Source organism: Pantoea rwandensis (genome assembly GCF_002095475.1).
In the GTDB taxonomy this organism is placed as follows: Bacteria; Pseudomonadota; Gammaproteobacteria; order Enterobacterales; family Enterobacteriaceae; genus Pantoea; species Pantoea rwandensis.
On sequence record NZ_MLFR01000035.1, the window covers coordinates 18,483 to 42,455 of the forward strand.

The following is a 23,973-nucleotide window of genomic DNA, read 5'->3' on the forward strand; positions in this document are numbered from 1 at the left end:
TGTGCTCATATTTCACCACCTAGTTTTTTCTTCATGAACTCGATCTTTTTACTCCAGAACAAGTGTGGAGAGGATTCAGCTTTAGTCTTTGCTTGCAAGACCAACGCAAGATCGAACTTTCGGGATGTGAAATCATCTATTAACTTAATAAAATTAAACTGCCGCCTACGCCATGCATCCCACTCATCAGTAAGAAAGTATTTTATTTCGGCATATAAAAATTGTTGGTAGCTGAACAGCCTGTATAAATCCTCCAAAGTTCCTACAATTGCATAGCTAGGACAAGCAAGACAGTGAATGAATTCAGAACAATGATTGATGCCATCCATAGGCGCCAGACTGCCATAAAGACTGTCTTTGCAACCTCCTGATGGGGTCGGTGTAATGGTGATGCCACGAAGTTTATCAGGGAAAGTCTCACCGATGAAAACCGCGCCCTCAGTCTTGATTTCATCGTTTATTTTCAAATAGTGATTATCTGCAACTTGTGGGGTATGTCCCATAATCGAAGACACTTCGATGATGTCTCCACCACTCAATTTCCATAGGCGGCTTTCCATTGTTTTCCGCAGACGACTAAGAGTGACATTCAGTCTATTTCCTTGATCATCTTGGAGTGAATGACGCTCACAAATACTTTTGCTACACATATATAAAGCACTGGGTTTAAGAGCAACAATTTTGTTCTCACCCCCACGTTGTCCTGAGCGATATAACCATATATATGAACGAATCTCGTCTGATGCCAGCTCCACAAGCGGTTTGCTGATTGCAAGTGCCTTATTCAAGACTGCAACCCCATCAAGTGGAATGGAGCTATATTCATCCAGCAGATTTGTTTGACGTATTGTTTTGTTCTGAGCACCTTTTCCACGACGCTTGATAGTGTTAATAAGTTTGAGATTTGGTAGAAACGGATGTGGTGTTAAAGCGTCTCTCTCCATCTCTAATAATGGTGTTGTATTAAGACCGGACCTTGCAGCCGTTATTAGTAGTAGTACTGTCATTTTCTCAGCTTCATTACCAAGAAACGTGCCTTTATATATATCAATAAAATCGCACTTTAATGCACTAAGCAACCTTTGCATCTCACTCATGGTAAACGGATCTGCATCTTTTGCACTTTTCGCATTATTGGGGAACGGATTAGGCGGTAGGAGCTCGTCAAGAACGTTTTCTATAAACCCATAATCCGCCATAATAATAATCAGTGACTTGAGGCTTGTATAATAATCCTTAGCCGTCGAACCGTTTGGGTATTTAATTTTCAACCAAGATATATAACGTTGCACGTGGCGTTTTGTCAGAGCACTTGGCGTAGCAGGCGGAGATTCAATTATATTTCCAGTTAAAAATTTCATAAAGTTTTTCAATCCTGTTCCCGAATAGCCAATTAAAGTGGCGACAGAAAAATTACCTCCTTGTAATAATGCTCTGATAACATGAATGCTTTGAATTGCCCAAGCGTCAAAACCCAGACCCAAGTATTGAGAATGATCAATCTGCCTATGGTTTCTCGGGTTTCTTGGTAAGTCAATTTTGATATTTTCAACGGCAGGTTCTAAATTTTTAGTGCCTGGTTGCAGAACTGCCTTATAGTTCTTTTTCTGAGCCAATATATTTACCTCAGTCGTGATTAATGGAGGTGGCCATAAACATCATGTCAATTTCATCTTCATACGCAAGTACGGATTGAGCTTCCAGTTGATTGATAAGATGCAAATAGATCATCGTTGTTTGAACATCTGAATGGCCCAGCCGATCTCTTACATACATTAGTGGCTCACCTTCAAATTCTTGAGTTTTTCGGAGGGCAAGCAAAGTATATGTTCCATAGGTGTGACGCAGCATATGGGCACGTACATAGAAACCGCACTTACGTTCGTAGGACTTCATAATGTCTACGACAGCATCTTTTGAGTATTGCCTTCCTTCATTTGTGAGTAATAACGCGGTAACACTTCCATCTCTCCTAGAATTACGCATCTCACGTTGATGAAGGGAATAAGACCACATGTCTTCCATTAGCGACCAAGGCACATCAATGATTCTGGGTCGGTCATACTTAATTTGCATATCTGAAGGATCTAGAGCAACGCTTATCATCTGCCCATGGCGCAGCCCATTCTTCAACCTGGGATTAAACACATATTTGAGAGGAAAAGATCTGGCTTCACAGGAGCGAAGTCCAGTTCGCACCATGAGGTGGAACAGTATCTGATGGCTTGGATCGGCATCTAAGGCAAGGCATACTTTGACTTGATCTTTGGTCAATAATTTTATTAGACGTTTTCGCTCGCGGAGCATTAATGAAATCTTACTTCTTTCTTTTCCTGGCCGAGTTACATGGCTTAAAAGACCTGCGTGGGGAACAACATGAGTTTTTTTCTCACCAAAAGGCAGCACCTTTATTAGGTTGTTCAGCTTCGCCCATCGATAAAATCTCACAATCAACGCCAGACGGTTGTTAACAGTACGCGGATTAAGCGCTAGTTCGCCGATTGACCAATCTCTGTATCTCGAAAGAACGCTGAGGCCGTGAGCTGGGGTTTCATCATTCCAGGCTAGCGTATTGGCTTCCAAGAAAGCAAAGTAGTCATACAAACGCCGACCATATGCTTCCCAGGTCAGAGTGCTTAGTGATTCACCTGATTCGATGAGGATGTGCCAAAGAAAGGATTGTGCTGGCTGAACTGGCCACCCATCTGCTCCAATCAGCAATGGAAAGCCCTCGAAGGAGCGGTTAGCCAGTGTCAAATCTTGAGTTGCAAATACAAGCCTCATATCACACCCACGCCATCAAGAATAAGATGATGTTAAAAGCATAGGGTTAACTAACGTTTCTCACCACTCAGATCGTTGTTGCTTAAGACAATCACCGGTTTGCCCCTGAGATCGGGCCTGAAGACCGTCTCGCATGAAGCATAGAATGAGTTCACATCCACCAAGGCGAACATTACATTTTCAACGTTTTGACGACATGTTTGACAACACCAAATATCTCAAACAAGTCTGGATCAGGAATGGGAATAATCGCGTGCGTGGCATTCATCGGTTTAAGATGTAAATATGGCTTCAGCATCAATTGCTTTACCGTAAACTCCCCCGCAATGGCGGCAACCACCACATCCCCCTGCTCAGGTTTCTGCGCGCTATCCACGATCAGCATATCGCCGTCACTGATGCCACCTTCGATCATTGAGTCACCGCTAACTTTGATGAAGTAGGTGGCGCTGGGATGACTGACCAAGAGATCATTGAGGTCAATACGCTGCTCAACGTAGTCCTGCGCCGGTGACGGAAAGCCGCACGGCACACGGCTGATAAATAAGGGAAAATTGAGGATGGCGCGGAGTTCCGCCGGTTGATAAAACACCATGTTAATGGCCTTTAAATTTACTGTATATAAACACAGTATTACTAATCCCCCTTGTTTGATCAAGCCCCGCTTCCACGTCGTTTTGCAAAATGACTGGAAGGAAAGGAGATTTAGTTTTGACTATCTTTAACGGCGAAATGGCTACCCTACCCATCTTCACCTTGGGTGCAACCAGCGGGCTGTTTGGCTTGCCGCCGGGTGGGGGAAAGTCGATGTCGCTGGAGGATGGAAGGTGATATCTGCCAGGAGCGGATGTCGCTTACAACGTGACAGGTTGATTTATGGAGATGACTCTCCCGATAGAACAGCACTACGATGTGCCATGTATCGTTTATGAACTTAGCATTTGCAGGGCTGATTGAGTCTTTGCTCTGGAGATGCGTGAATGATTTCTGCAGTATGTTAAGAGAGATCAAATTAATTAGCATAAGTAGAAAATGAAATTATGTTTTAACGACACATTATTAATAACATATTGTAATATAACAAAAACCCTAGTAACCTTCCTGTCTCATCCATGACAAGATAAGCAATCATTAAAGTGTAATTATTAAATAAAATGGCAATGAAAAAAAATAAAAGACAACAGAGAACACCGAAAAATAATAAAAAAAGATCAAAACAAAATGGAACCCTCTGAGAAAAACAAATAAAATCATCCTATGGTTGGCAGCAATAGGTATCTTACCTGTATTTAGCAGCTATCTTTTTGATTTCTTTACAGGAGATGTTCAGGTCAAATACATTCAATCTTTTGATCGAGGGTATGAATTTAAACTTATAAATAAAAGCTCTACAAATCAAGTAATTGATAAATTTAGGATTTCCCCTGAATTTGGTCAGCCAATATTATTCAAAATTAACAAGCCCGTTTATGGTACTGTTTCTGGAAATAGCATCACTTTGCCAGGAGGGAACTCTACCTATATGCCTGCCTTTGAATATAAGGAAATGAATGGCTATGTATTGGAAGCAAAGTCAGAAGTTAGCTTTCGTATTCCTCCTCTCACAGCAAGAAATTATATGACTCCAGAGGCCATAATTGTATACGCTGATTATAAAACAAGCTCTAACAACAAAGTCATAAGGAATATTGAACGAGCTTTGGATTTTCTTATGATCAGAGATACTAACAGAAGACAAAAGTACATGGTCGTTGATAACTACTGGACTCCTCTCGCCCAAGGCAATGAAGTTAATGCAATTAAGAATGCCTGTCGAGACGATGATATCTTATCAAAGTCAGATATATGCAAAGGGAAATTTTAGAATAACGCAATCCGTAATCTAACCCTTTTTAATTGACATTGACGATCAGTTTTTATTAAAAATAAATTAGGCGACATCGAAAAGCTTTCAAATAACATTGAGGCTTCCAAAGATGTCTTTTTATCGAAATGGTTTCACGCCTTTGAATATCCACTTTTCGCTGTGAGTTCAACGTCCCGTCACCACCATGAACACTGTCTTATTTGGACTATATTCGTACCTGAAAATTCTTAGATCAAACGCCTTTAGGTCTTAAGGCAGGCCGACTCCTCTCCTAATAAATACACCGTGGCATTTTCGTCTGCAAATATTTGCCAGTGTGTAAAATCCCCTCTTCCGTCCCGCCATAACCTAAATCGACCAACGATAAAAACCACACATATACGCAACAACTCATCTTTATCTCGCATCTTTATCATCACTACTCCCCCACCCAAACGAGAAATAATGGCAACAATTCAATGTTCTCAGGCAGTTTGTAAATTTATGTCTATCCTTAATCCGTTCAAACAGCCACAGAGGCAAGTAAACACTCTGCAACCTGTTTAAATTGTTTGATTTTTAACCAAGGGTCTCGGATTTCAAAGGAACAAAAATGCTAGGCATTAGACGTAAAAAAGTTAAACCCATGCGCCTGAAGGACGTCACCATTATTGATGACGCGCGTTTAAAGAAAGCCATTACCGCCGCCGCGTTGGGCAATGCCATGGAGTGGTTTGATTTTGGTGTTTATGGTTATGTTGCAGCCGTACTGGGTAAGGTTTTCTTCCCCGATGCTTCACCGGGCATTCAGATTATCGCTGCGTTAGGCACCTTCTCCGTTCCCTTCATCATTCGACCTTTAGGTGGCATGTTCTTTGGGGCGTTAGGTGACAAATACGGTCGCCAAAAAATTCTGGCCATCACCATTATTCTGATGACACTCAGCACCTTCTGCATTGGCCTAATCCCGTCTTATGCAACCATCGGCTTCTGGGCGCCGGTTCTGCTGCTCATCGCGAAAATGGTACAGGGCTTTTCTGTCGGGGGAGAATATACCGGCGCTTCCATCTTCGTTGCAGAGTACTCCCCTGACAGGAAACGAGGCTTTTTGGGTAGCTGGTTAGATTTCGGCTCACTGGTGGGTTTCGTGTGTGGTGCTGGGATTGTTGTCTTACTGACGACAATATTAGGGCAGGAAACGTTTAATGACTGGGGCTGGCGTATTCCCTTCTTTATGGCACTGCCATTAGGATTAGTGGGTCTGTATCTGCGTCATGCGCTCGAAGAAACTCCGGCATTCCAGAAGCATATTGATTCACTTGAAGAGGGCTCCAAACAGGGGCTCAGTGAAGGGCCCTCAGTCCCCTTTAAAGACATAGCGCGTAAACACTGGCGGAATCTGATCTCCTGCATCGGAATCGTGATTACCACCAATGTGGCTTATTACATGTTGCTGACTTACGTACCGAGTTACCTGACACATAATCTGCATTACTCAGAGGACCGCGGTGTCCTGATTATTGTTGTCATTATGCTGGCGATGCTTTTTGTTCAGCCCGTGATGGGATTGCTCAGTGATAAATTTGGACGTCGTCCATTTATCATTATCGGCAGCACGGCAATGGTTTTATTTTCAATCCCGTCCTTTATGCTGATAACCCATCACAGCTTAGTGGCCCTCTTCTTTGGGTTATTGATTCAGGCCGTAATCTTGAACTGCCTGATAGGGGTGATGGCTTCAACTTTACCGGCGCTGTTCCCTACAGAGGTTCGTTACAGTGCCTTAGCGAGCACTTATAACATCTCTATTCTGGTTGCGGGTATTACCCCGACACTTACCGCCTGGTTAGTTGAAGTAACAGGCAATCTGTACATGCCAGCCTGGTATCTAATGGTCGTGGGCGTCATTGGCGTAGTGACAGGTATTACAGTGAGAGAAACGGCTAACAAGCCTCTCTATGGCGATACACCTGCAGCCTCTTCTCTTGAAGAAGCTAAAGAGTTATTACAAGAGCATCATGATGGTATTGAAGAGCGTATCGAGGACATTGATGAAAAAATTGAAGTGCTCAAAAACAAGCGCCGGGATTTAGTCGCTCAGCATCCTGACATCGTCAAGTAATGATACTCACCGCTACCTCACTGGTAGCGGTTTTTCTCAGTCGTATAATCACAGCTTTAAACTAGCCTGCTCAACCTAAAAATCATCAAGGCAGTCCTCTATTCGAGGAGAACACGTCCATAATGAAACTCAGTAACTAAAGACTTAAATTCTACATGGCTATAAATCCCATGCAGAATATTCCATTATCATCATCGCTAAACGATGGTACATTCGCAGAGGGAATAGGTAAGCCACATCACCAAGGAGGGAATTTTTCATGACGAAATTATCAACAAAGTTAACCAAGGTTATTGCCATCTTTCTCATTTCTATCTATGTCTGTAATGCGATTATTCAGACATCCGATGTGCTCTCCAGCACGAAGCCTCACGCTTACTGGCACCTAATCTCAGTTTATATTCAAGCAATCTTCTTCAGCTGGTTCTTCTATAAGTATTTAGTGAAAAAATAGATTTTGAAACCACCATTCGCGGGACACACCGAGAGAATATTTTGAAAGGAACTCAAAATTGAAATTCAACTATTCAATTCACAGACTTAATCTGAAAGCTCAATGGCAGAAAGACAGCTTTAGAGTTTTATTTTTTGTATTCACCATGATGCTATTTTCAGTCATCATTAAATGGATTTTACCGCTATTTTCTCATGGTAATGTTATCGGCGGGTTTTCTGGCATGATTAGCGGACTCCTCGTTAACTTTTGGCTTACCAACATATCGGAACTCACGATTAAATCACCCATTTACACAGACGAATTAGTCACCGTTTTAAACAAATATAAGTACAGACAAACGGACCATGACTACTATGAGCTTCAGGTAGCGAAATTGACACGCTTTCAGTCTCAGCGCATTTATATCCGCAACGATGGCAATAGCATGATTCTCGAAGGTCCTTACAACACCCTCAAGAAAATCATCAATCAACTCAATAAATAGCCAGCTCCATCCGCTTATCCGTGCACCACCACATTAAAGCCTTCATCCACATGCGGTGCGACAAAGTAGCTGCTGATCACTTCAAATTGCGCATCCGTCGCCGCGAAGTCGTGATTGCCCGAGGCATTGCGCGCATGCAAACGGCTCTTGCACACCGCATCTGGCACATCGAGAAAATGCAGCTGATGTTCGGCCTGAGCACTCTGGATCACCGCTGTCATCCACTGCCGTTGGTTGACGGTATTGGCTGGGAAATCCAGCACCACAGACACGCCACGTTGTAGCAAGGCGATTAAGTGTGGCGTCATCGCATTGCGCAGTTTGCCCGCACAGCGCACATAGTCGCTGACATCCTGCATCTCTTCCGCAAACAAATGTGACAGCCAAGCGTCTTCGCTGATGATCACGGCACCCGTCTGTTGCGCCAGCTGATGGGCCAGCGTTGATTTTCCCGCGGCAATTTTGCCGCACAGCAGATGTAAGACAGGACGAGATGTGGGCACAGACGCAGATTCCATTAGCCAGCTCCAGATAAAATGACGCTCTAACATGCCGTGAAATGCCGGTCCAGTAAAGCCTGGCAGCTACACTTAAGCTATCTCAGCCAACATGAGGAGAGACACGATGAGTCAACGCCTGCACAAAATTGATTTTCCGGTCAGCAAGGCGCGGAAATATCTGGAGCCCGGTCCGGTGGTGTTATTGAGTTCCCAATTTGAAGATCACCACGACATCATGACGCTCGGCTGGCACACCATTCTGGAGTTTTCACCTTCACTGGTGGGCTGCATGATCGCTGGTGGCAACTACAGCCACGAGCTGATTCGGCAAAGCGGTCAGTGCGTGATCAATGTGCCATCGGCGGCGTTGATCGATAGCGTGGTCGCAATTGGTAACAGCCATGGCGATCGCATCGATAAGTTCGATGCCTTTAAACTCACGCCCGAGCCTGCCAGCGTGGTCAATGCGCCGTTAATCGACGAATGCTTTGCCAGCTTTGAATGCCAGCTGTATGACGACTCCATGGTGAACAACTACAACCTGTTCATTTTCGAGATTGTTAAAGCGCATGTCGCCACGCAACCGGAATTTCCACCCACCCTGCACTACACTGGCGAAGGACGTTTTACCGTTATGAGCAATAGCGTGCTCGACAAACATCAAGACTTTAAGCCAGAAATGTTAATTTGAGTCTGTTGAAATCGCGCTACAGCGCCCTCACAGTAATGCTTTCGACCTGACAGGAGTAATAACAATGGCAACCGAATATGCGGTCATCGCCGGTGGCTGTTTCTGGTGTACCGAAGCAGTGTTCAAAGATGTGATTGGCGTGGAGTCAGTCGAAAGTGGTTATACCGGCGGGGAGCGCCCGAATCCCACTTATGAGCAAGTATGCAGCGGTGCGACCGGACATGCTGAGGCGATCCGTGTTGGTTTCGACCCCGAGCAAGTGAAATATGGCGATTTGCTGGATATCAGCTTTGCCACGCATGATCCAACCCAGCTAAACCGTCAGGGTAACGATGTCGGTACCCAATATCGTTCAGCGATTTTCCCCGCCAATCCTGAGCAGGAAGCAGAAGCGATTGCCGCGATTGCACGTGCACAAGCGGAACTGAACGTGCCGGTGGTGACCACCATTGAGCCGCTGCAAGAGTGGTATTCCGCCGAAGATTATCATCAGGATTACTGGGATGGTGCCGGTCAGCGCAATGGTTATTGCATGGCAGTGATCCCACCGAAATTGCAGAAACTGCGTAAGAGTTTTGCGAATCGCGTGAAACAGGGCTAATCCTGCCCTTGGGGTGCGATGCATCCCGGCCGCTCATCGCCATGAAAGGTCGTCATTTATGACGACCTTTTTACATTTAACCGTCATAATAGCGCCCTCTTCTCTTCGGGAGCGATGATGGGCACGCCACAACCCGCAATCCCCGCGCGCAAGCGCCCTATGAAACTCAATACGCTGGTGACACTGATGCTCAGCGCGGTGATTGTCATGGTGCTACTCAGCGTGCACATGTTCTATTTCTTTCAGATTGGTGCCTCTACGCGCGCTCAATTAGAAGATAAAGCCATGGCCGTGGCGCGCACGCTGGCGAAGTCGCCAGAGATCCAGCATGCACTTACCCTGCCCGCGGAGACGGCGAACGTCCAACCCATCGCCAAGGCCGTTGAAGAGAGCAATAATCTGCTGTTCATTACCGTCACCAACATGGACGGCATCCGCTATTCACACCGTAATCCTGAGCTGGTTGGCAAACACTTTATTGGCGAAGATATCGAACCTGCCCTGCGCGGTCATGAAAACGTCTCCGTTAATCAAGGATCGCTAGCAAAAGCACTGCGCGTCTTCACGCCGGTGTATAACGCCGAGGACCGGCAAATAGGCGTAGTAGCGATTGGTATCTCACTGGATGCGGTCACCGATCAAATCAACGAAAGCCGCTGGAGTATCCTCTGGACCATCCTGATTGGTACGCTGGCGGGCGCCGTCGGTACGTTAGTATTAGTGCGTGTACTGAAACGCATTTTATTTGGCCTCGAACCTTACGAGATTTCCACGCTGTTTGAGCAGCGTCAGGCGATCCTCAACTCAGTAAAAGAAGGCGTGGTGGCGATGGATGACCAGGCGCAGGTGACGCTGGTGAATCAGGCTGCGCGCACTTTGCTTAACGATCCGCTGTCAGACGGCCTGTTCAGCGCCGAAGGGATCGATGATGCTTCGGTGATCAACCATCATCTGCAAGATGTGCTGCACAGCGGTCGCGCACGTCGGGATGAAGAGCTGAATGTGAATGGTCGCTTGCTGTTGAGCAATACGGTGCCGGTGCGCAGTCAAGGGCGGATTATTGGCGCGGTGTGTACCTTCAGGGACAAGACCGAAATCAGCCGATTGATGCAGCGTCTGACCGGCATGGTAAACTACGTCGATGCGCTGCGTGAGCGCTCGCACGAATTTATGAACAAGCTGCACGTGATTCTTGGCCTGCTACACATGAAAAACTATGCGCAGGTTGAGAGCTATATCCTGAAAACCGCCAATAATTACCAGACCGAGATTGGCTATTTGCTGGATAAAATTAAGTCGCCAGTGATCGCCGGTTTTCTGCTGAGCAAGATTAACCGCGCTTCGGATTGCGGTCATCGCCTTACCATCAGCGATGCCAGCTTTGTGCCAGACAGCGGCAATGAAGACCAGATGGCTGCACTGATCACCGTGATTGGCAATCTGGTGGAAAACGCCATTGATGCACTGAGTGAGCAGACCGAAGGCGAAATTCACGTGATGCTGCACTATCAAAACGGTTGGCTGGCATGCGAAGTGAGCGATGACGGCCCAGGCATTGAGCCAGAGAATCTCGCCACTATTTTCGACAAGGGCTTCTCGACCAAAGGTGAAAATCGCGGCGTGGGCCTGTTCTTGCTGAAACAGCAAACGGACAATCTCGGTGGCGGCGTGAGTGTAGAGTCAGAACCTGGCGTGTTTACGCAATTTTTAGTACAACTTCCCTGGGATGGAGGAAACCAATCCGCATGATCAACGTGTTAGTGGTCGACGATGACGCCATGGTCGCCGAGCTGAACCGCTCTTTTATCGGTCAGGTGCAAGGCTTTAACTGCTGCGGCACCGCTTCAACCCTGCAACAGGCGAAAGAGATCCTGTTCAACAGCGATACGCCGATTGATTTGGTGCTGCTGGATATTTACATGCAGCAGGAAAATGGCCTCGATCTGTTGCCTGAATTACGCCAAGCCCAGAGCCAGGTAGAAGTGATCATCATTTCGTCTGCGGCCGATGCGGAGAATATCAAAACCTCGCTGCACTACGGCGTGGTGGATTACCTGATTAAACCGTTCCAGTTCCCGCGTTTTGAAGAGGCGCTGACCAGCTGGCGGCAGAAGAAGTCGTTGATGGACAATCAGCACTACTATCAGCAGTCGGATGTGGATTTACTGATTCATGGTAGCCCAGCCACCCAGCACGATAATAAACGTTTGCCAAAAGGGTTAACGCCGCAAACGCTGCGCACGCTGTGTCAGTGGATCGATGCCCATCCCGGCCACGAATTCTCTACCGATGAGCTGGCAGCAGAAGTCAACATTTCGCGCGTGTCTTGCCGTAAATATCTGATTTGGCTCGCGCAGATTAATATTTTGTTTACCAGTATTCACTACGGCGCCACCGGTCGTCCGGTATACCGCTATCGTTTACAGCCGGAATATCACTCGCTGCTACAACAGTACTGTCAGTAACGCAGCTGCCAGCTGACATCGCGCTGCTGAAAGTGGAAATGGCGCGGTGTAGAGCAGATGATCTGGTGGTCGCGCGTGACAAATATCGCATCGAGATCGGGCTGGTCGGCGAGATAGGCCAGCCCCTGATCCACCCCCATGCCATACAGCAACGTGGTATAGATATCGCCATCCAGCGAACGATCGGAGATGACCGTCACGCTTAACAGTTCGTTATCCAGCGGGTAGCCGGTTTTGGGATCAAAGATGTGATGCCAGCACTTGCCTGCCAACTCGAAGTAGCGTTCGTAAATACCCGATGTCACCACCGATTTTCCCTGCACCTGCAACACCCCCAATAACTCGTCATCGCGACCAAACGGCTTTTTCAGGCCGATACTCCAGCCTTGTGGATCGTGCGGCGGCGCGCCAAGCGTCTGCACGTTACCGCCCAGATTGATCAGTGCGTGCGGCACGCCTTGCTGACGCAAAAATGCCTGCACCACATCCGCGATATAGCCTTTGGCAATGGCGCCGAGATCGATCTCCATGCCTGCCTGCTGCAGGAACACGGTGCGATCCTCAGCGTTAAGGATCACCTGATGCGGATCGGTGAACGGCAGAAGTGCGGCAATGTCGCTGGCGGGTGGGACTTCACGGCCTTGAAAACCAATTTTCCAGCGTTTAACCACCGGACCAATGGTGAAATTGAAAGCGCTGCCTGGCATCACACTCACGGCGTGCGCCACGCTAATCAGCTGAAATACCCTCTCACTGACGCGCACCGGATGGCGCCCTGCGGCATGGTTGATCGACATCACTTCCGATTCAGCGCGGTTCACCGTGAACAGGTTTTCCTGCTGCTTGATCAGCTGGAACACCTGCCGAGCTAAGGTGGGATTGTCATCAAACAGTTTGAGCAGAATGGGCGAGCCCATGAGTACGGCAGAGTAGGAGTAGACGCCAGCGTCTGAAATCATGAGCGCCTCAACAATGGAGCAAGGTGCGCATGAATGCGCACCCTACGAAAAATCACACCGAACAATTTAAGGACGTCATTAATGCGCGCCCAGCTCATTTAAGGTCACCATTAATGCGCACTGCACCGATCAACGTACGACGCCATTGATGCGCGCCCAACTCATTTAAGGTCACCATTAATGCGCACTGCACCGATCAACGTACGACGCCATTAATGCGCGCCCAACTCATTTAAGGTCACCATTAATACGCACTGCACCGATCAACGTAGGGTCGCCATTAATGGCGACCGAAACACGCTCAAGTGACAAGCATGACACGCTTCATGGTGACCTTCTGCCTTTTAATGACCTAACGCCAGCTTAGCCGCGTTATGGCCGGCTTTAATACCGAAGATGATGATATCCGCCACCGCGTTACCGCCGATACGGTTAGCACCGTGGATACCCCCGACCACTTCACCCGCTGCCCATGCGCCTGGAATCACCTGTTTCTGCGCATCCAGTACCGAAGTATCGGTGTTGATGGTAACGCCACCCATGGTGTGATGCACGCCTGGGGCAATACGGATTGCGAAGTAAGGCCCCTGGTTCAGCGGATGACGCAGCGCCGTGGTGCGACCAAAATCTTCATCTTTCTGGTTAATCACAAACTCATTGTAACGTCCCAGAGTGGTTTGCAGCGCTTCCTGATCCATGTTGAGTTTCACCGCCAGCTCGTGCGGCGTTGGCGCGCTGATCACAAAGCCTTTGGCGATATACTCGTCAGCCGCTTTGTTATTGGCACGCACCTGCTCGTCAAACACGATCCACGCGCTTTTCTCTGGCAGCGCAATGATTTCAGCAGAGACTTTGTCACGGGTTTCCATCTCATTGTAGAAACGGTGACCGGCCTGGCTCACCAGAATGGCACCGCCGCCACGCATCGCCTCTGAGATCAGATACGAGGTGGTTTGTTCAACCGTCGGGTGAATCTGGATCTCGCCCATATCCACGGTATCCGAGCCAATTTTCTGCAACATGGCGATACCGCTGCCGGTGGCACCTTTGTGGTTGGTGGTGACGAAGCCATCCAGCTCAGGGCGATATTTCACCACCATCTCACGGTTGGCACTGAAACCACCGGTAGCGACAATCACGCTCTTAGCATTGAGAATACGGCTGTCGTTATACTCATCGACCACTTTCACGCCGGTCACGGCACCGTTTTCCATCAGGATCTCTGCCACCGAGGTTTCCAGTAGCACTTCAATCTCGCGCTGGTTGACGTTCTTCACCAAGCCGCTGATCAGGAAGCCACCCACCGCAGAGCGATCCTCTGGGCGGTGCGTACGGTCAATGCTCATACCGCCGGTGATGGTGATATCGCACAGTTCAATGTCCTTCGCCGCCAGCCATTCAATCGCTTCCGGCGCTTGCTCGACGAATTCGCGCAGCAGCACCGGGTTGTTTTTGAACTTGCCACCTTTTAGCGTCTCTTCATAGAACAGCTCTTTGCTGTCTTCGATGCCTTTCAGTTTCTGGAAACGCGTTTCGGCGGCGTTCATACCCACCGATGCTTTGATGGTATTACCGCCGATGGTGGGCATCTTCTCGATAATCACCACGCGCGCGCCGTCATCGTGCGCCTGAATCGCGGCCGCCAGACCTGCGCCGCCCGTACCGATCACCACCACATCGTAATTGACCGGCGCATTCGGGTTGCCGCCCTCGTCAATCACATACTCTTTGCTGGAGGTGGTCAGCGCACGTGATACCGCTTTTTTCAGCGCCTCACTCTGGGTGGTCGCGCCGGTAATTGCATCCACGTGTGGGCTGTTGGCCACCAACATGCGTTCACGCAGGCTTTCAAAGGTGCTGGTAAAGTCCACATCCAGGCTTGGATCCGGCACCAGTGAAATGTCGGTGATACGGTCGGTGTCGAGCGTGACGTTGATTTTCAACTTCAGCGCTTCGGCTTCCACTTTGGCTTGATAAACACCGGCTTTGTATTTGCGATGGCCATCGCTGACGTCGCGGATCATTGCATCCACCAGCGAGAAGCGCCACAGCGGTTCTGGAATCGTCAGCGCTTCACGCTTGGTGCTGTCGATGTAGAGATCCATGTGTTCATTTTTGATGATGCGATCGGCCCAGTCCGGATAGGCAATACAGGCTTTACCCACCGCCACCAAGTCGAAGCCGTGCGCCAGCGCATTCTCCGCATCTTCTTTATTCACCACGCCGCCGACACCAATCACCGGCACTTTTGCCAAGGTCTCAGAGCGCTCAGCCAGATACTTAGTAATCAGTGGCGTAGGGTCTTGAGTGTCAATAATCGATGGGCGCAGCAGCTGCCCAACCGAGAAGTGCACATAATCCAGACCGCGCGCCGCCAGTTTTTCCAGCAGGTACAGCGTGTCGTCCCAACGGATGCCGGGGACTTCCAGCTCTTCCGGTGAGAAGCGATAGCCAATGATGAAGTCAGCCGCCGCAAAGCGATCGGCCATTTTGTGGGTAATCTCCAGCACTTCCATCGGGAAGCGTGCGCGGTTGTCGCGGCTGCCGCCCCACTTGTCATCACGCTGGTTAGAGTTGGGTGAGTAAAACTGCTGGATAAGATAAGTGTTGGCTCCGTGAATCTCCACGCCGTCATAGCCGGCTTTGATCGCACGGTTTACCGCATCACCAAATTTGGTGATCATTACGTCGACTTCTTCCGCCGTCAACGCTTGTGGCTTGGTGGCGCCTTCACGCGGTGCAGCAATGGCGCTTGGAGCGACCGGAGTTTTACCGCCAATCAGCGCTGGTTCCACCATGCGGCCGCCGTGGTAAATCTGCAAAATGGCTTTTGAACCCTGGGATTTGATGGCATGTGCGATTTTTGCCAGGCCGGCGATTTTGTTGTCGCTGTCGATACCCAGTGCGCCGGGGAAGGCAGGACCACGGTTATCAATAAAGCAGCATTCCACGATGACCGTACCGATGCTGCCCGCACGCACGCGGTAGTACTCGACAAGATCGCTGGTGACACCGCCATCAAAGTAACCGGTACAGGTGGTCATCGGTGCCATAACCAGACGGTTTTTCAGCACCGCACCGTCCGGTAGCGTGAGCGGGTTGAGGATCGGGGTGAGCGTATTCATAATGAGCAACTCCAGAATTAAGAAATTGTGTATTCAATTCTTTGGCAGTTCGGAGAGTATTTATAATTATTTAAGTGGTCCGACTTCATGGCGCAAATATACCATTTTATTTAATTACATAACCCAGATTGTTAGTTATATAAGTTTTACGATAAAAATTAATATTTGATGCTCATTGCTGGAATTGGCGCTCCGCTAAGTTTTGACCAAGACTTGACAAAAATCAACTTTTTCCTTACCTTTAAAACAAATGTAGTACTATCATAAAGATAAAAGCCATCCACCTTCCTCATTTTGCTTGATTTTTTGCGTTTCGTTAAAGTGCAGCGCTTAATCCACAGCAGACATAAAGATAAATAAAAAGCAAAGATTAAAAACTAAAAAAGAGTGCATATTTTTTATTGATCTAGATCAAAATAGATATTTTAATTAATCGCATCATAGCTGCATTCAATTGATAATTCGCGTATCGAATTTGCAAAGTAAAGATTCATTTAAGAGCAAAGTTTAAATTGTTACGGCTCATCTGCTGCACGCATGTTGAAAGTAAAAAAACAGTGTGTCCGTGACGATCAATCGCATTCTTTCTAACTTGCAGACCAAAACTATGAACACACAAACAACCCAGAGTGCCTCCCCCGTAGTGCCTCCTGCGGCGCCGGGGAAAAAGAATCGCCTGCTTATGTTGTGCCTGCCAATCATTGTGGCGGTGCTGTTGCTGCTGGTCCCTACCCCTGCCGGGCTGGAACCTTATGCATGGCACTTCTTTGCCATCTTTGTTGGCGTGATTGTGGGACTGATCTTTGAACCGCTGCCAGGTGCCGTTATCGGCCTGACCGGCGTGGTGGTCATTTCACTGTTCAGCCAATGGGTACTGTTTAGCCCGGCGGAGCTGGCAGATCCCAAGTTCAAAACCGCGGCGCAGTCGTTTAAATGGGCAGTGAGCGGCTTCGGCAACTCCACCGTCTGGCTAATCTTCGGTGCCTTTATGTTTGCCGCCGGCTACGATAAAACCCAGTTCGGTCGCCGCCTAGCGCTGATTCTGGTGAAATATCTCGGCCGCCGCAGCCTGACGCTCGGTTACGCCATCACCTTCGCTGATCTGTTGCTGGCACCGTTTACGCCGTCCAACACCGCGCGCAGCGGCGGGACCATCTACCCGATCATCGCTAACCTGCCGCCGCTGTACGGCTCAAAACCCAACGACCCAAGCGCGCGTAAGATTGGTTCTTACCTGATGTGGGTCGCGATTACCGCCGCGTGTATCACCAGCTCGATGTTCCTCTCGGCGTTAGCGCCTAATCTGCTGGCGATTGCGCTGGTAAAAAGCATCGTCGGGTTTGAAATCTCGTGGGGCATGTGGTTCCTCGCCTTCCTGCCGCTGGGCGTGCTGTTGATTCTCATCATGCCGCTGCTGGCCTACTGGCTCTATCCGCCGGAAGTGAAAGTCAATGATGAAGTGCCACGTTGGGCGACCGCTGAACTGGCGAAGCTGGGCAAGCTGACCCGCAATGAAATTCTGTTGCTGATATTCGTGGTCTCAGCACTGATGATGTGGATCTTCGCTGCATCATGGATTGAACCGGCGATGGCTGCTCTGCTTGTCATCGTATTAATGCTGTGGACCGGCGTGCTGAACTGGAATGACATCACCAGTAATAAAGCGGCGTGGAACACCTTTGCATGGTTCGCCACTCTGGTGGCGCTGGCCGATGGTCTGGCGCGTGTGGGCTTTATCGCCTGGTTAGGTAAAGAAGGGGCGATGCTGTTGCAGGGCTATGATCCCCAGGTCTCTGCAGTGGTGCTGCTCATCGCCTTCTACCTACTGCACTATCTGTTTGCCAGTACTACAGCGCACACGACTGCACTGTTGCCCGCCATGCTGACCATCGCCGCCTCCATTCCTGGCATCAACATGCCGGTATTCTGCTTAATGATGTGTGTGTCCTTGGGTGTGATGGGTATTATCACCCCGTACGGCACTGGCCCAAGCCCGATTTACTACGGTAGCGGCTACCTGCCAACCAAAGATTACTGGCGCCTCGGCACCATCTTTGGTGGTCTGTTCCTGGTTGCTCTGATGGTTATTGCCTACCCATGGATGGTGATGATCTTCTGATGATGTTGCTCCGATGTTAAAAACGGAGCCGCGCAGTACCGTGAAAGTGTTATGATGCTCGCCAGTCAGCCCCTGCGGAGGGCTGGCGAGAGAAAATCAAAAAACAGATCGCATAATTTGTCGCCAGCCACTCTGACGGGCGACACGAAGCTAAGTGAGCCAACATGTCGAACAAACCCTTCTATTATCAGAATCCCTTTCCTCTCGCCAAAGATGATACCGAATACTATCTGCTGAGCCGCGATTACGTGTCGGTAGCAAATTTCGATGGTGAAGAGGTCCTGAAAGTTGATCCTAAAGCGCTGACGCTGCTGGCTAAGCAGGCGTTCCATGACGCCTCCTTTATGCTGCGCGCCTCGCATCAGGCACAGGTTGCCGCGATTCTGGCGGATGACGAAGCCAGTAAAAACGACAAGTACGTTGCCCTACAGTTCTTGCGTAACTCGGAAATTGCCGCCAAAGGCGTACTGCCCACCTGCCAGGATACCGGCACCGCCATTATCATGGGCAAGAAAGGTCAACGCGTCTGGACCGGTGGCGGCGATGAAGCTGCGCTGTCGCAAGGTGTCTATAACACCTTTATCGAAGACAACCTGCGTTACTCGCAGAACGCGGCGCTGGATATGTATAAAGAGGTCAACACCGGCACTAACCTGCCCGCGCAGATTGATCTCTATAGCGTGGATGGTGACGAATATAAATTCCTGTGCATTGCCAAAGGTGGCGGTTCAGCCAACAAAACCTATCTGTATCAGGAAACCAAAGCGCTGATTACCCCGGCCAAGCTGAAGAACTACCTGGTCGATAAAATGATGTCGCTGGGTACTGCCGCGTGCCCGCCATACCATATCGCCTTCGTCATTGGCGGCACTTCAGCAGAAAGCACGCTGAAAACCGTTAAGCTGGCATCCACCCACTATTACGATTCATTGCCGACCGAAGGTAACGAACACGGCCAGGCATTCCGTGATGTGGCGTTGGAACAAGAACTGCTGAAAGCCTCACAGGAATTGGGCTTGGGTGCGCAGTTTGGTGGTAAGTACTTCGCGCATGATATCCGTGTGGTGCGTCTGCCACGCCACGGTGCATCCTGCCCGGTGGGTATGGGCGTATCTTGCTCTGCGGACCGTAACATCAAAGCCAAGATCAACCGTGAAGGTATCTGGATTGAGAAGATGGAAGACAATCCAGGACGCTACATTCCGGAGGAACTGCGTCAGCAGGGCGAAGGTGAAGTGGTTAATGTCGATCTGAACCAACCGATGAGCGAAATACTGGCCCTGCTGTCGGCGTATCCGGTTTCTACTCGTCTTTCACTGAATGGCACCATCATCGTGGCGCGTGACATTGCTCACGCCAAGCTGAAAGAGCGCATCGACAACGGTGAAGGTCTGCCGCAGTACATCAAGGATCACCCGGTGTATTACGCGGGTCCGGCCAAAACTCCAGAGGGTTACGCGTCCGGTTCACTCGGTCCTACCACCGCTGGCCGTATGGACTCCTACGTGGATCTGTTGCAGGAACACGGCGGCAGCATGGTGATGCTGGCGAAAGGTAACCGTAGTAAGCAAGTCACTGATGCATGCCACAAACACGGCGGCTTCTATCTGGGTAGTATCGGTGGCCCAGCAGCCGTCCTTGCGCAACAGAGCATCAAGAGCCTCGAGTGCGTGGAGTATGCAGAACTGGGAATGGAAGCGATCTGGAAAATTGAAGTGGAGAACTTCCCGGCATTCATCTTGGTGGATGACAAGGGTAATGACTTCTTCCAGCAGATTCACAATCAGTGTTCAGCCTGCGTAAAGTAAGCCTTTAAGCCGTGTTAAAAACAAAAAATCCGCGGCTAAGGGCTGCGGATTTTTTTATGGGTTGGGACCTGCGCGGTAGTTACATTCCACCGAGTTGCACGTCTAACAGCATATCGGCATCATCATCATTCTGACCAATCACGTAGATCGCCTGACGACCCGGCAAATTCACGGTAATGATATGTTGGTCATCTGCATCCAGCACGTCGTCATGCTGTTCCTGAAAGTTGTACAGTGTGTTCATGTTTTCTCCTTAAAAGTCCGTGTCCACAGTGCTTAATATCGACAAATTGTGGCGAAAATGTAGCGGAATATTCTGCTTTCGTGATGTTGGCACTGTGGCACGGCTAAATGACAGTCAGATTAAAGAAGTAACGCACATTTCTTACGGTGATGATGAATGCGCAGTACAATTCAGGGCCAATCTTGTTCGCCAGTCATCTGATCACGTCAACGTGGTAGCTGCGTATCCAGTTTAAGCGCCGGATAATCAGGCTAGATTCGCCGCACGACGGTCACCGCCATGTGAGTAAAACAGGATTATCCGGTGTGAAGCGCCGATCGCGCTGGACGAACCCACTCTGGGCTCCAGCAGCCCAGAGTGGCATATGACAAAAATGGCAGCGGTGTGACCCGCTGCCAGCGGGCTTAGAAGAAACCGAGAGGTTGGGTGCTGTAACTCACCAGCAGGTTTTTGGTTTGCTGATAGTGATCGAGCATCATTTTGTGGGTCTCGCGGCCGATACCCGATTTTTTGTAGCCGCCAAACGCCGCATGCGCTGGATAGAGGTGATAACAGTTGGTCCACACGCGCCCGGCTTTGATCGCACGGCCCATGCGGTAAGCACGATTGATATCACGCGTCCAGACGCCTGCGCCCAAGCCGTAGATCGAATCATTGGCGATGGCGAGGGCTTCTGCCTCATCTTTGAAGGTCAGCACACCGACTACCGGCCCGAAGATCTCCTCCTGGAAGACGCGCATGCTGTTATCGCCTTTCAACAGCGTGGGTTGGATGTAGTAGCCGCTATCGAACGCTTCACCGATTTTCTCCACTCCGCCGCCGTGCAGCACCTGTGCACCCTCTTGCTGCGCAATCTCCAGGTAAGAGAGGATTTTATCGAACTGCTGCTGGGACGCTTGGGCACCAATCATGGTTTCGGTGTCCAGCGGATCGCCACGTTTAATGGTTTTGATACGTTTCATCACCGCCGCCATAAACGGCTCAAAGATCGATTCCTGCACCAGCGCGCGCGACGGACAGGTACAGACTTCACCTTGGTTAAGGAAGCCAAGCACCACGCCCTCTGCCGCTTTTTCAATGAAGCTCTCTTCCGCGTCCATGATGTCTTCGAAGAAGATGTTCGGGGATTTACCGCCCAGCTCGACGGTAGATGGGATCAGGCTTTTCGCCGCCAGTTCGAGAATGTGACCGCCGGTTGCTGTAGAACCGGTAAAGGCGATTTTGGCGATACCCGGATGTGAGGCCAGTGCCTCACCCGCTTCTTTGCCGTAACCGTGTACCACGTTAATCACGCCTGGTGGCACTAGATCTTTGATCACTTCCATAAACAGCGTAATCGACAGCGGCGTTTGCTCTGCCGGTTTTAGCACCACGCAGTTACCGGCACCCAATGCTGGCGCCAGCTTCCACGCCGCCATTAATAGTGGGAAGTTCCACGGGATAATTTGCCCAACCACACCCAGCGGTTCGTGGAAGTGGTAAGCGGCGGTGAATTCATCGATTTCTGCGGCGGTACCTTCCTGCGCACGCACGCAACCGGCGAAATAGCGGAAGTGATCCACCGCCAGCGGCAGGTCTGCTGCCAGCGTTTCACGGACCGGCTTGCCGTTATCCCAAGTTTCATTGACCGCAATATATTCCAGTTTCTCTTCCAGACGATCGGCGATTTTCAGCAGCACCAGCGAGCGTGCCTGCGGTGAGGTTTTGCCCCAAGCATCAGCGGCGGCCTGTGCTGCCGCCACGGCGTTATCGATATCCGCTTTATCGGAACGCGGAAACTCACCGATGGTGGAACCATTGATCGGTGTGGTGTTGACGAAGTAATTACCATTCACCGGCGCAACAAATTCGCCGTTGATAAAGTTGCCATAACGCGATTGCAGAGTGATGAGAGAACCTTGTTCTCCCGGAGCAGCGTAACGCATGGTGTTTCTCCTTGCGGGACAGGGTGGCGAATAACAACTATGAAACCTGTTATTAACATTGATCGATCAATGTCAGCCTGTCAGATCGCAGAGCGGGAAACTGTGACCGCATCGAAGGAAAATTCCGGGATTGTTGTTTTGAGATTTAGCACAGGTGTTAAACCAAGGTTGCCATTTAAGGAGAAGCATTCGTCACAACATTTTTTCGGTCGCCATAAATGGCAACCCTACGACCATCGTGCAGGGTTTTCGTAGGATGCGCATTTATGCGCATCTGAAATACGCGTAAACCTCCCGCTTCGTTGCGGATAATTCCGAGTTTTGACTGATTCGCAGCGAAAAGCGAAACAAGCGCAATGATTTTGGTCAATATGAAACAGGATACTCATCAGGAGAAAGAGATGTTGGCTTCAGCCCTGACGTTGATGCGCGCCAAAGCGAACTTTGTTCAGCAATTTATTCGAAACCCGCGCAAGATGGGCAGCATCACGCCCTCCTCTGCTGCGCTGTGCCGCACCATGTGCGATGCCGCCAACTGGGATCACAGCCTGCGTATTGCCGAACTCGGTGCCGGGGACGGTGTACTAACTCGCCACATTCTGGACAGAATGTCTCCGCAAGCGCAGCTGGATGTGTTTGAAATTAGCCCGGAACTGGTTGAGAACCTGCGCGGCTGGACCGACCCGCGCATGCAAGTGCGTGCCTGCTCCGCCGAGTATTTGTCCGGCGAATATGATGTGATCTTTTCCGGGTTACCCCTGTTATCACTGCCGCCAGAAACGCGTGAAGCGATCCTTAGCGCGGTACACGATGTGCTGGGCCCGCGTGGCGTATTTGTGCAGTTTCAATACACCTCGCTTACCCAGCCGACGCTGTCACGCTACTTCACCTGGCAGCGCCAGCGGGTGCTTAAAAACATGCCACCCGCTTGGGTTTATCGCTGCACACGGCATTACGCACCCTGAGCTTGCACGCGCGGCTGCGGCCGCGTTTGTAACCAGAAACGGCGCAGCAACTCGCGCGACCAATCCTCCCCGGTCACCTCTGCACCATCATCTCGGAGGCCATCCGGTAAGCAGGCCGTCATAATGTCACGAGTGAATTCAGGGTGAAACTGCACGGAGAGCGCCTGCGGGGAGTAACGCAAAATCTGGCAGCCATCAAGATCGGAATGCGCCAGCACCTCAGCGTGCGGCGGCGGCGTGATCACCGACTGGCGATGTGAAAGCCACGCTTGAAACGACTGAGGCAGCGGAGCTAACCAAGGATCGCGGCTGGTATTGTGCGTCAGCGTTTTCAAACCACGCTCCCAACCATGCGGGTTATCGCCCACTTTACCGCCCAGCGCATACGCCATCAGCTGGTGGCCGTAACAGACCCCCAACAACGGCAGCTCAGCTTCTAGCGCGCCGCGAATCCACGCTGCAGTGCGCTCGCTCCAGTCGGCATGATCGGTGACCATCGCCCAGGAACCGCTGAGAATCGCGCCGCTGACGCGATCGAACGTCGGCAGTTCTTCGCCGAGGTGTGGACGGACAATGACATAGTCATCAGGCTGCAATTGCAGCGCATCGATAAACCAGACGGGTTGTTCACCAATTTGCGCCACAACCTGCGGTGGCGGCACTTCGAGTTGAATCAAGGCAAGAGGTAAAGCGCGGGCATGTGTCATTCCGAATTCATTCCTTAACGGAGTCAGCTTTCGGACATCCACTTTGACAGGAAATCAGTGACCTGTCTTATTTTTTTCCTGCATATGCTCATGCGATATCGAAAAATATTTTTGCACAATGTCACAGAAGTGAATGGCTTCGTGCCATGATTAACCGGTGATTCTCCCCTT

Annotated in this window: 19 protein-coding genes and 1 pseudogene; 10 read left to right on the forward strand and 10 right to left on the reverse strand. The window is 49.9% G+C overall.

Translation table 11 applies throughout. From position 1 onward, the window contains the following. Positions 1-5: 5 nt before the first annotated feature. The 4 genes and pseudogenes from HA51_RS23390 to umuD form a co-directional block, all read right to left on the reverse strand. Positions 6-1,616, reverse strand: a complete 1,611-nt coding sequence (locus HA51_RS23390) for a hypothetical protein (RefSeq protein WP_084937433.1) — start codon at positions 1,614-1,616, stop codon at positions 6-8. 10 nt (positions 1,617-1,626) lie between these two features. Further along, the gene (locus HA51_RS23395) at positions 1,627-2,784 is read right to left on the reverse strand and encodes a tyrosine-type recombinase/integrase (protein WP_084937436.1); all 1,158 of its coding nucleotides are present in this window, start codon (positions 2,782-2,784) and stop codon (positions 1,627-1,629) included. A gap of 71 nt (positions 2,785-2,855) precedes the next feature. Next, positions 2,856-2,957, reverse strand: a pseudogene (locus HA51_RS23400) (Y-family DNA polymerase); the annotation flags it as partial. Next, a complete protein-coding gene (gene umuD / locus HA51_RS23405) occupies positions 2,957-3,379 on the reverse strand; it encodes a translesion error-prone DNA polymerase V autoproteolytic subunit (RefSeq protein WP_084937442.1) in 423 nt (140 codons plus the stop codon). The pseudogene HA51_RS23400 and the gene umuD, both read right to left, overlap by 1 nt. A gap of 666 nt (positions 3,380-4,045) precedes the next feature. Between umuD and HA51_RS23410 the strand changes: the two genes are divergently transcribed. The 3 genes from HA51_RS23410 to HA51_RS23425 all read left to right on the forward strand — a co-directional run bounded on the left by HA51_RS23410 (position 4,046) and on the right by HA51_RS23425 (position 7,693). Further along, entirely contained in the window at positions 4,046-4,648 is a 603-nt protein-coding gene (locus tag HA51_RS23410; RefSeq protein WP_084937444.1) for a hypothetical protein, read from the forward strand. Between the two features lie 595 nt (positions 4,649-5,243). After that, positions 5,244-6,752: a glycine betaine/L-proline transporter ProP gene (gene proP / locus HA51_RS23415; RefSeq protein ID WP_084937445.1), complete on the forward strand. Its 1,509-nt coding sequence runs from the start codon at positions 5,244-5,246 to the stop codon at positions 6,750-6,752. Positions 6,753-7,264: 512 nt separating this feature from the next. Next, a complete protein-coding gene (locus tag HA51_RS23425) occupies positions 7,265-7,693 on the forward strand; it encodes a hypothetical protein (RefSeq protein ID WP_084937450.1) in 429 nt (142 codons plus the stop codon). 14 nt (positions 7,694-7,707) lie between these two features. On the opposite strand, the gene HA51_RS23430 is transcribed toward HA51_RS23425, so the two are convergent. Further along, on the reverse strand, positions 7,708-8,211 hold the full coding sequence (locus tag HA51_RS23430) for a P-loop nucleotide/nucleoside kinase family protein (protein WP_084937453.1): 504 nt from the start codon (positions 8,209-8,211) through the stop codon (positions 7,708-7,710). Between the two features lie 106 nt (positions 8,212-8,317). On the opposite strand from HA51_RS23430, the gene HA51_RS23435 reads away from it, so the two are divergent. From HA51_RS23435 to dcuR, 4 genes are all read left to right on the forward strand, one after another. Further along, positions 8,318-8,884, forward strand: a complete 567-nt coding sequence (locus HA51_RS23435) for a flavin reductase family protein (RefSeq protein WP_169718797.1) — start codon at positions 8,318-8,320, stop codon at positions 8,882-8,884. Between the two features lie 64 nt (positions 8,885-8,948). After that, the gene (gene msrA / locus HA51_RS23440; protein ID WP_084937456.1) at positions 8,949-9,485 is read left to right on the forward strand and encodes a peptide-methionine (S)-S-oxide reductase MsrA; all 537 of its coding nucleotides are present in this window, start codon (positions 8,949-8,951) and stop codon (positions 9,483-9,485) included. A gap of 117 nt (positions 9,486-9,602) precedes the next feature. Then, the gene (locus tag HA51_RS23445) at positions 9,603-11,234 is read left to right on the forward strand and encodes a sensor histidine kinase (protein ID WP_084937458.1); all 1,632 of its coding nucleotides are present in this window, start codon (positions 9,603-9,605) and stop codon (positions 11,232-11,234) included. Next, a complete protein-coding gene (dcuR, locus tag HA51_RS23450; RefSeq protein WP_084937461.1) occupies positions 11,231-11,950 on the forward strand; it encodes a two-component system response regulator DcuR in 720 nt (239 codons plus the stop codon). The genes HA51_RS23445 and dcuR overlap by 4 nt, the downstream gene beginning before the upstream one ends. Here the strand turns inward: dcuR and HA51_RS23455 are convergent. Beyond that, positions 11,944-12,909, reverse strand: coding sequence for an FAD:protein FMN transferase (locus tag HA51_RS23455; RefSeq protein WP_084937463.1), 966 nt, complete (start codon positions 12,907-12,909; stop codon positions 11,944-11,946). The two genes, dcuR and HA51_RS23455, sit on opposite strands and share 7 nt — an antisense overlap. 344 nt (positions 12,910-13,253) lie before the next feature. Then, entirely contained in the window at positions 13,254-16,034 is a 2,781-nt protein-coding gene (locus HA51_RS23460; protein ID WP_084937465.1) for a flavocytochrome c, read from the reverse strand. 607 nt (positions 16,035-16,641) lie between these two features. Between HA51_RS23460 and HA51_RS23465 the strand changes: the two genes are divergently transcribed. Together HA51_RS23465 and fumA are read left to right on the forward strand one after the other, a co-directional pair. Then, positions 16,642-18,153, forward strand: coding sequence for an anion permease (locus HA51_RS23465; RefSeq protein ID WP_084937502.1), 1,512 nt, complete (start codon positions 16,642-16,644; stop codon positions 18,151-18,153). A 164-nt stretch (positions 18,154-18,317) separates the two neighbouring features. Further along, positions 18,318-19,961, forward strand: a complete 1,644-nt coding sequence (fumA, locus tag HA51_RS23470; RefSeq protein WP_084937468.1) for a class I fumarate hydratase FumA — start codon at positions 18,318-18,320, stop codon at positions 19,959-19,961. Positions 19,962-20,040: 79 nt separating this feature from the next. Here the strand turns inward: fumA and HA51_RS27235 are convergent, their stop codons facing one another. Next, a complete protein-coding gene (locus HA51_RS27235; RefSeq protein ID WP_169718798.1) occupies positions 20,041-20,205 on the reverse strand; it encodes a hypothetical protein in 165 nt (54 codons plus the stop codon). A gap of 404 nt (positions 20,206-20,609) precedes the next feature. Continuing rightward, positions 20,610-22,130, reverse strand: a complete 1,521-nt coding sequence (gene exaC, locus HA51_RS23475; RefSeq protein WP_084937470.1) for an acetaldehyde dehydrogenase ExaC — start codon at positions 22,128-22,130, stop codon at positions 20,610-20,612. Between the two features lie 401 nt (positions 22,131-22,531). On the opposite strand from exaC, the gene HA51_RS23480 reads away from it, so the two are divergent. Then, positions 22,532-23,095 (forward strand): class I SAM-dependent methyltransferase, encoded by a 564-nt coding sequence (locus HA51_RS23480; protein WP_084937472.1) that lies wholly within the window; start codon positions 22,532-22,534, stop codon positions 23,093-23,095. On the opposite strand, the gene HA51_RS23485 is transcribed toward HA51_RS23480, so the two are convergent. Continuing rightward, a complete protein-coding gene (locus HA51_RS23485; protein WP_084937475.1) occupies positions 23,083-23,802 on the reverse strand; it encodes a glutamine amidotransferase in 720 nt (239 codons plus the stop codon). The two genes, HA51_RS23480 and HA51_RS23485, sit on opposite strands and share 13 nt — an antisense overlap. Positions 23,803-23,973: the final 171 nt, after the last annotated feature.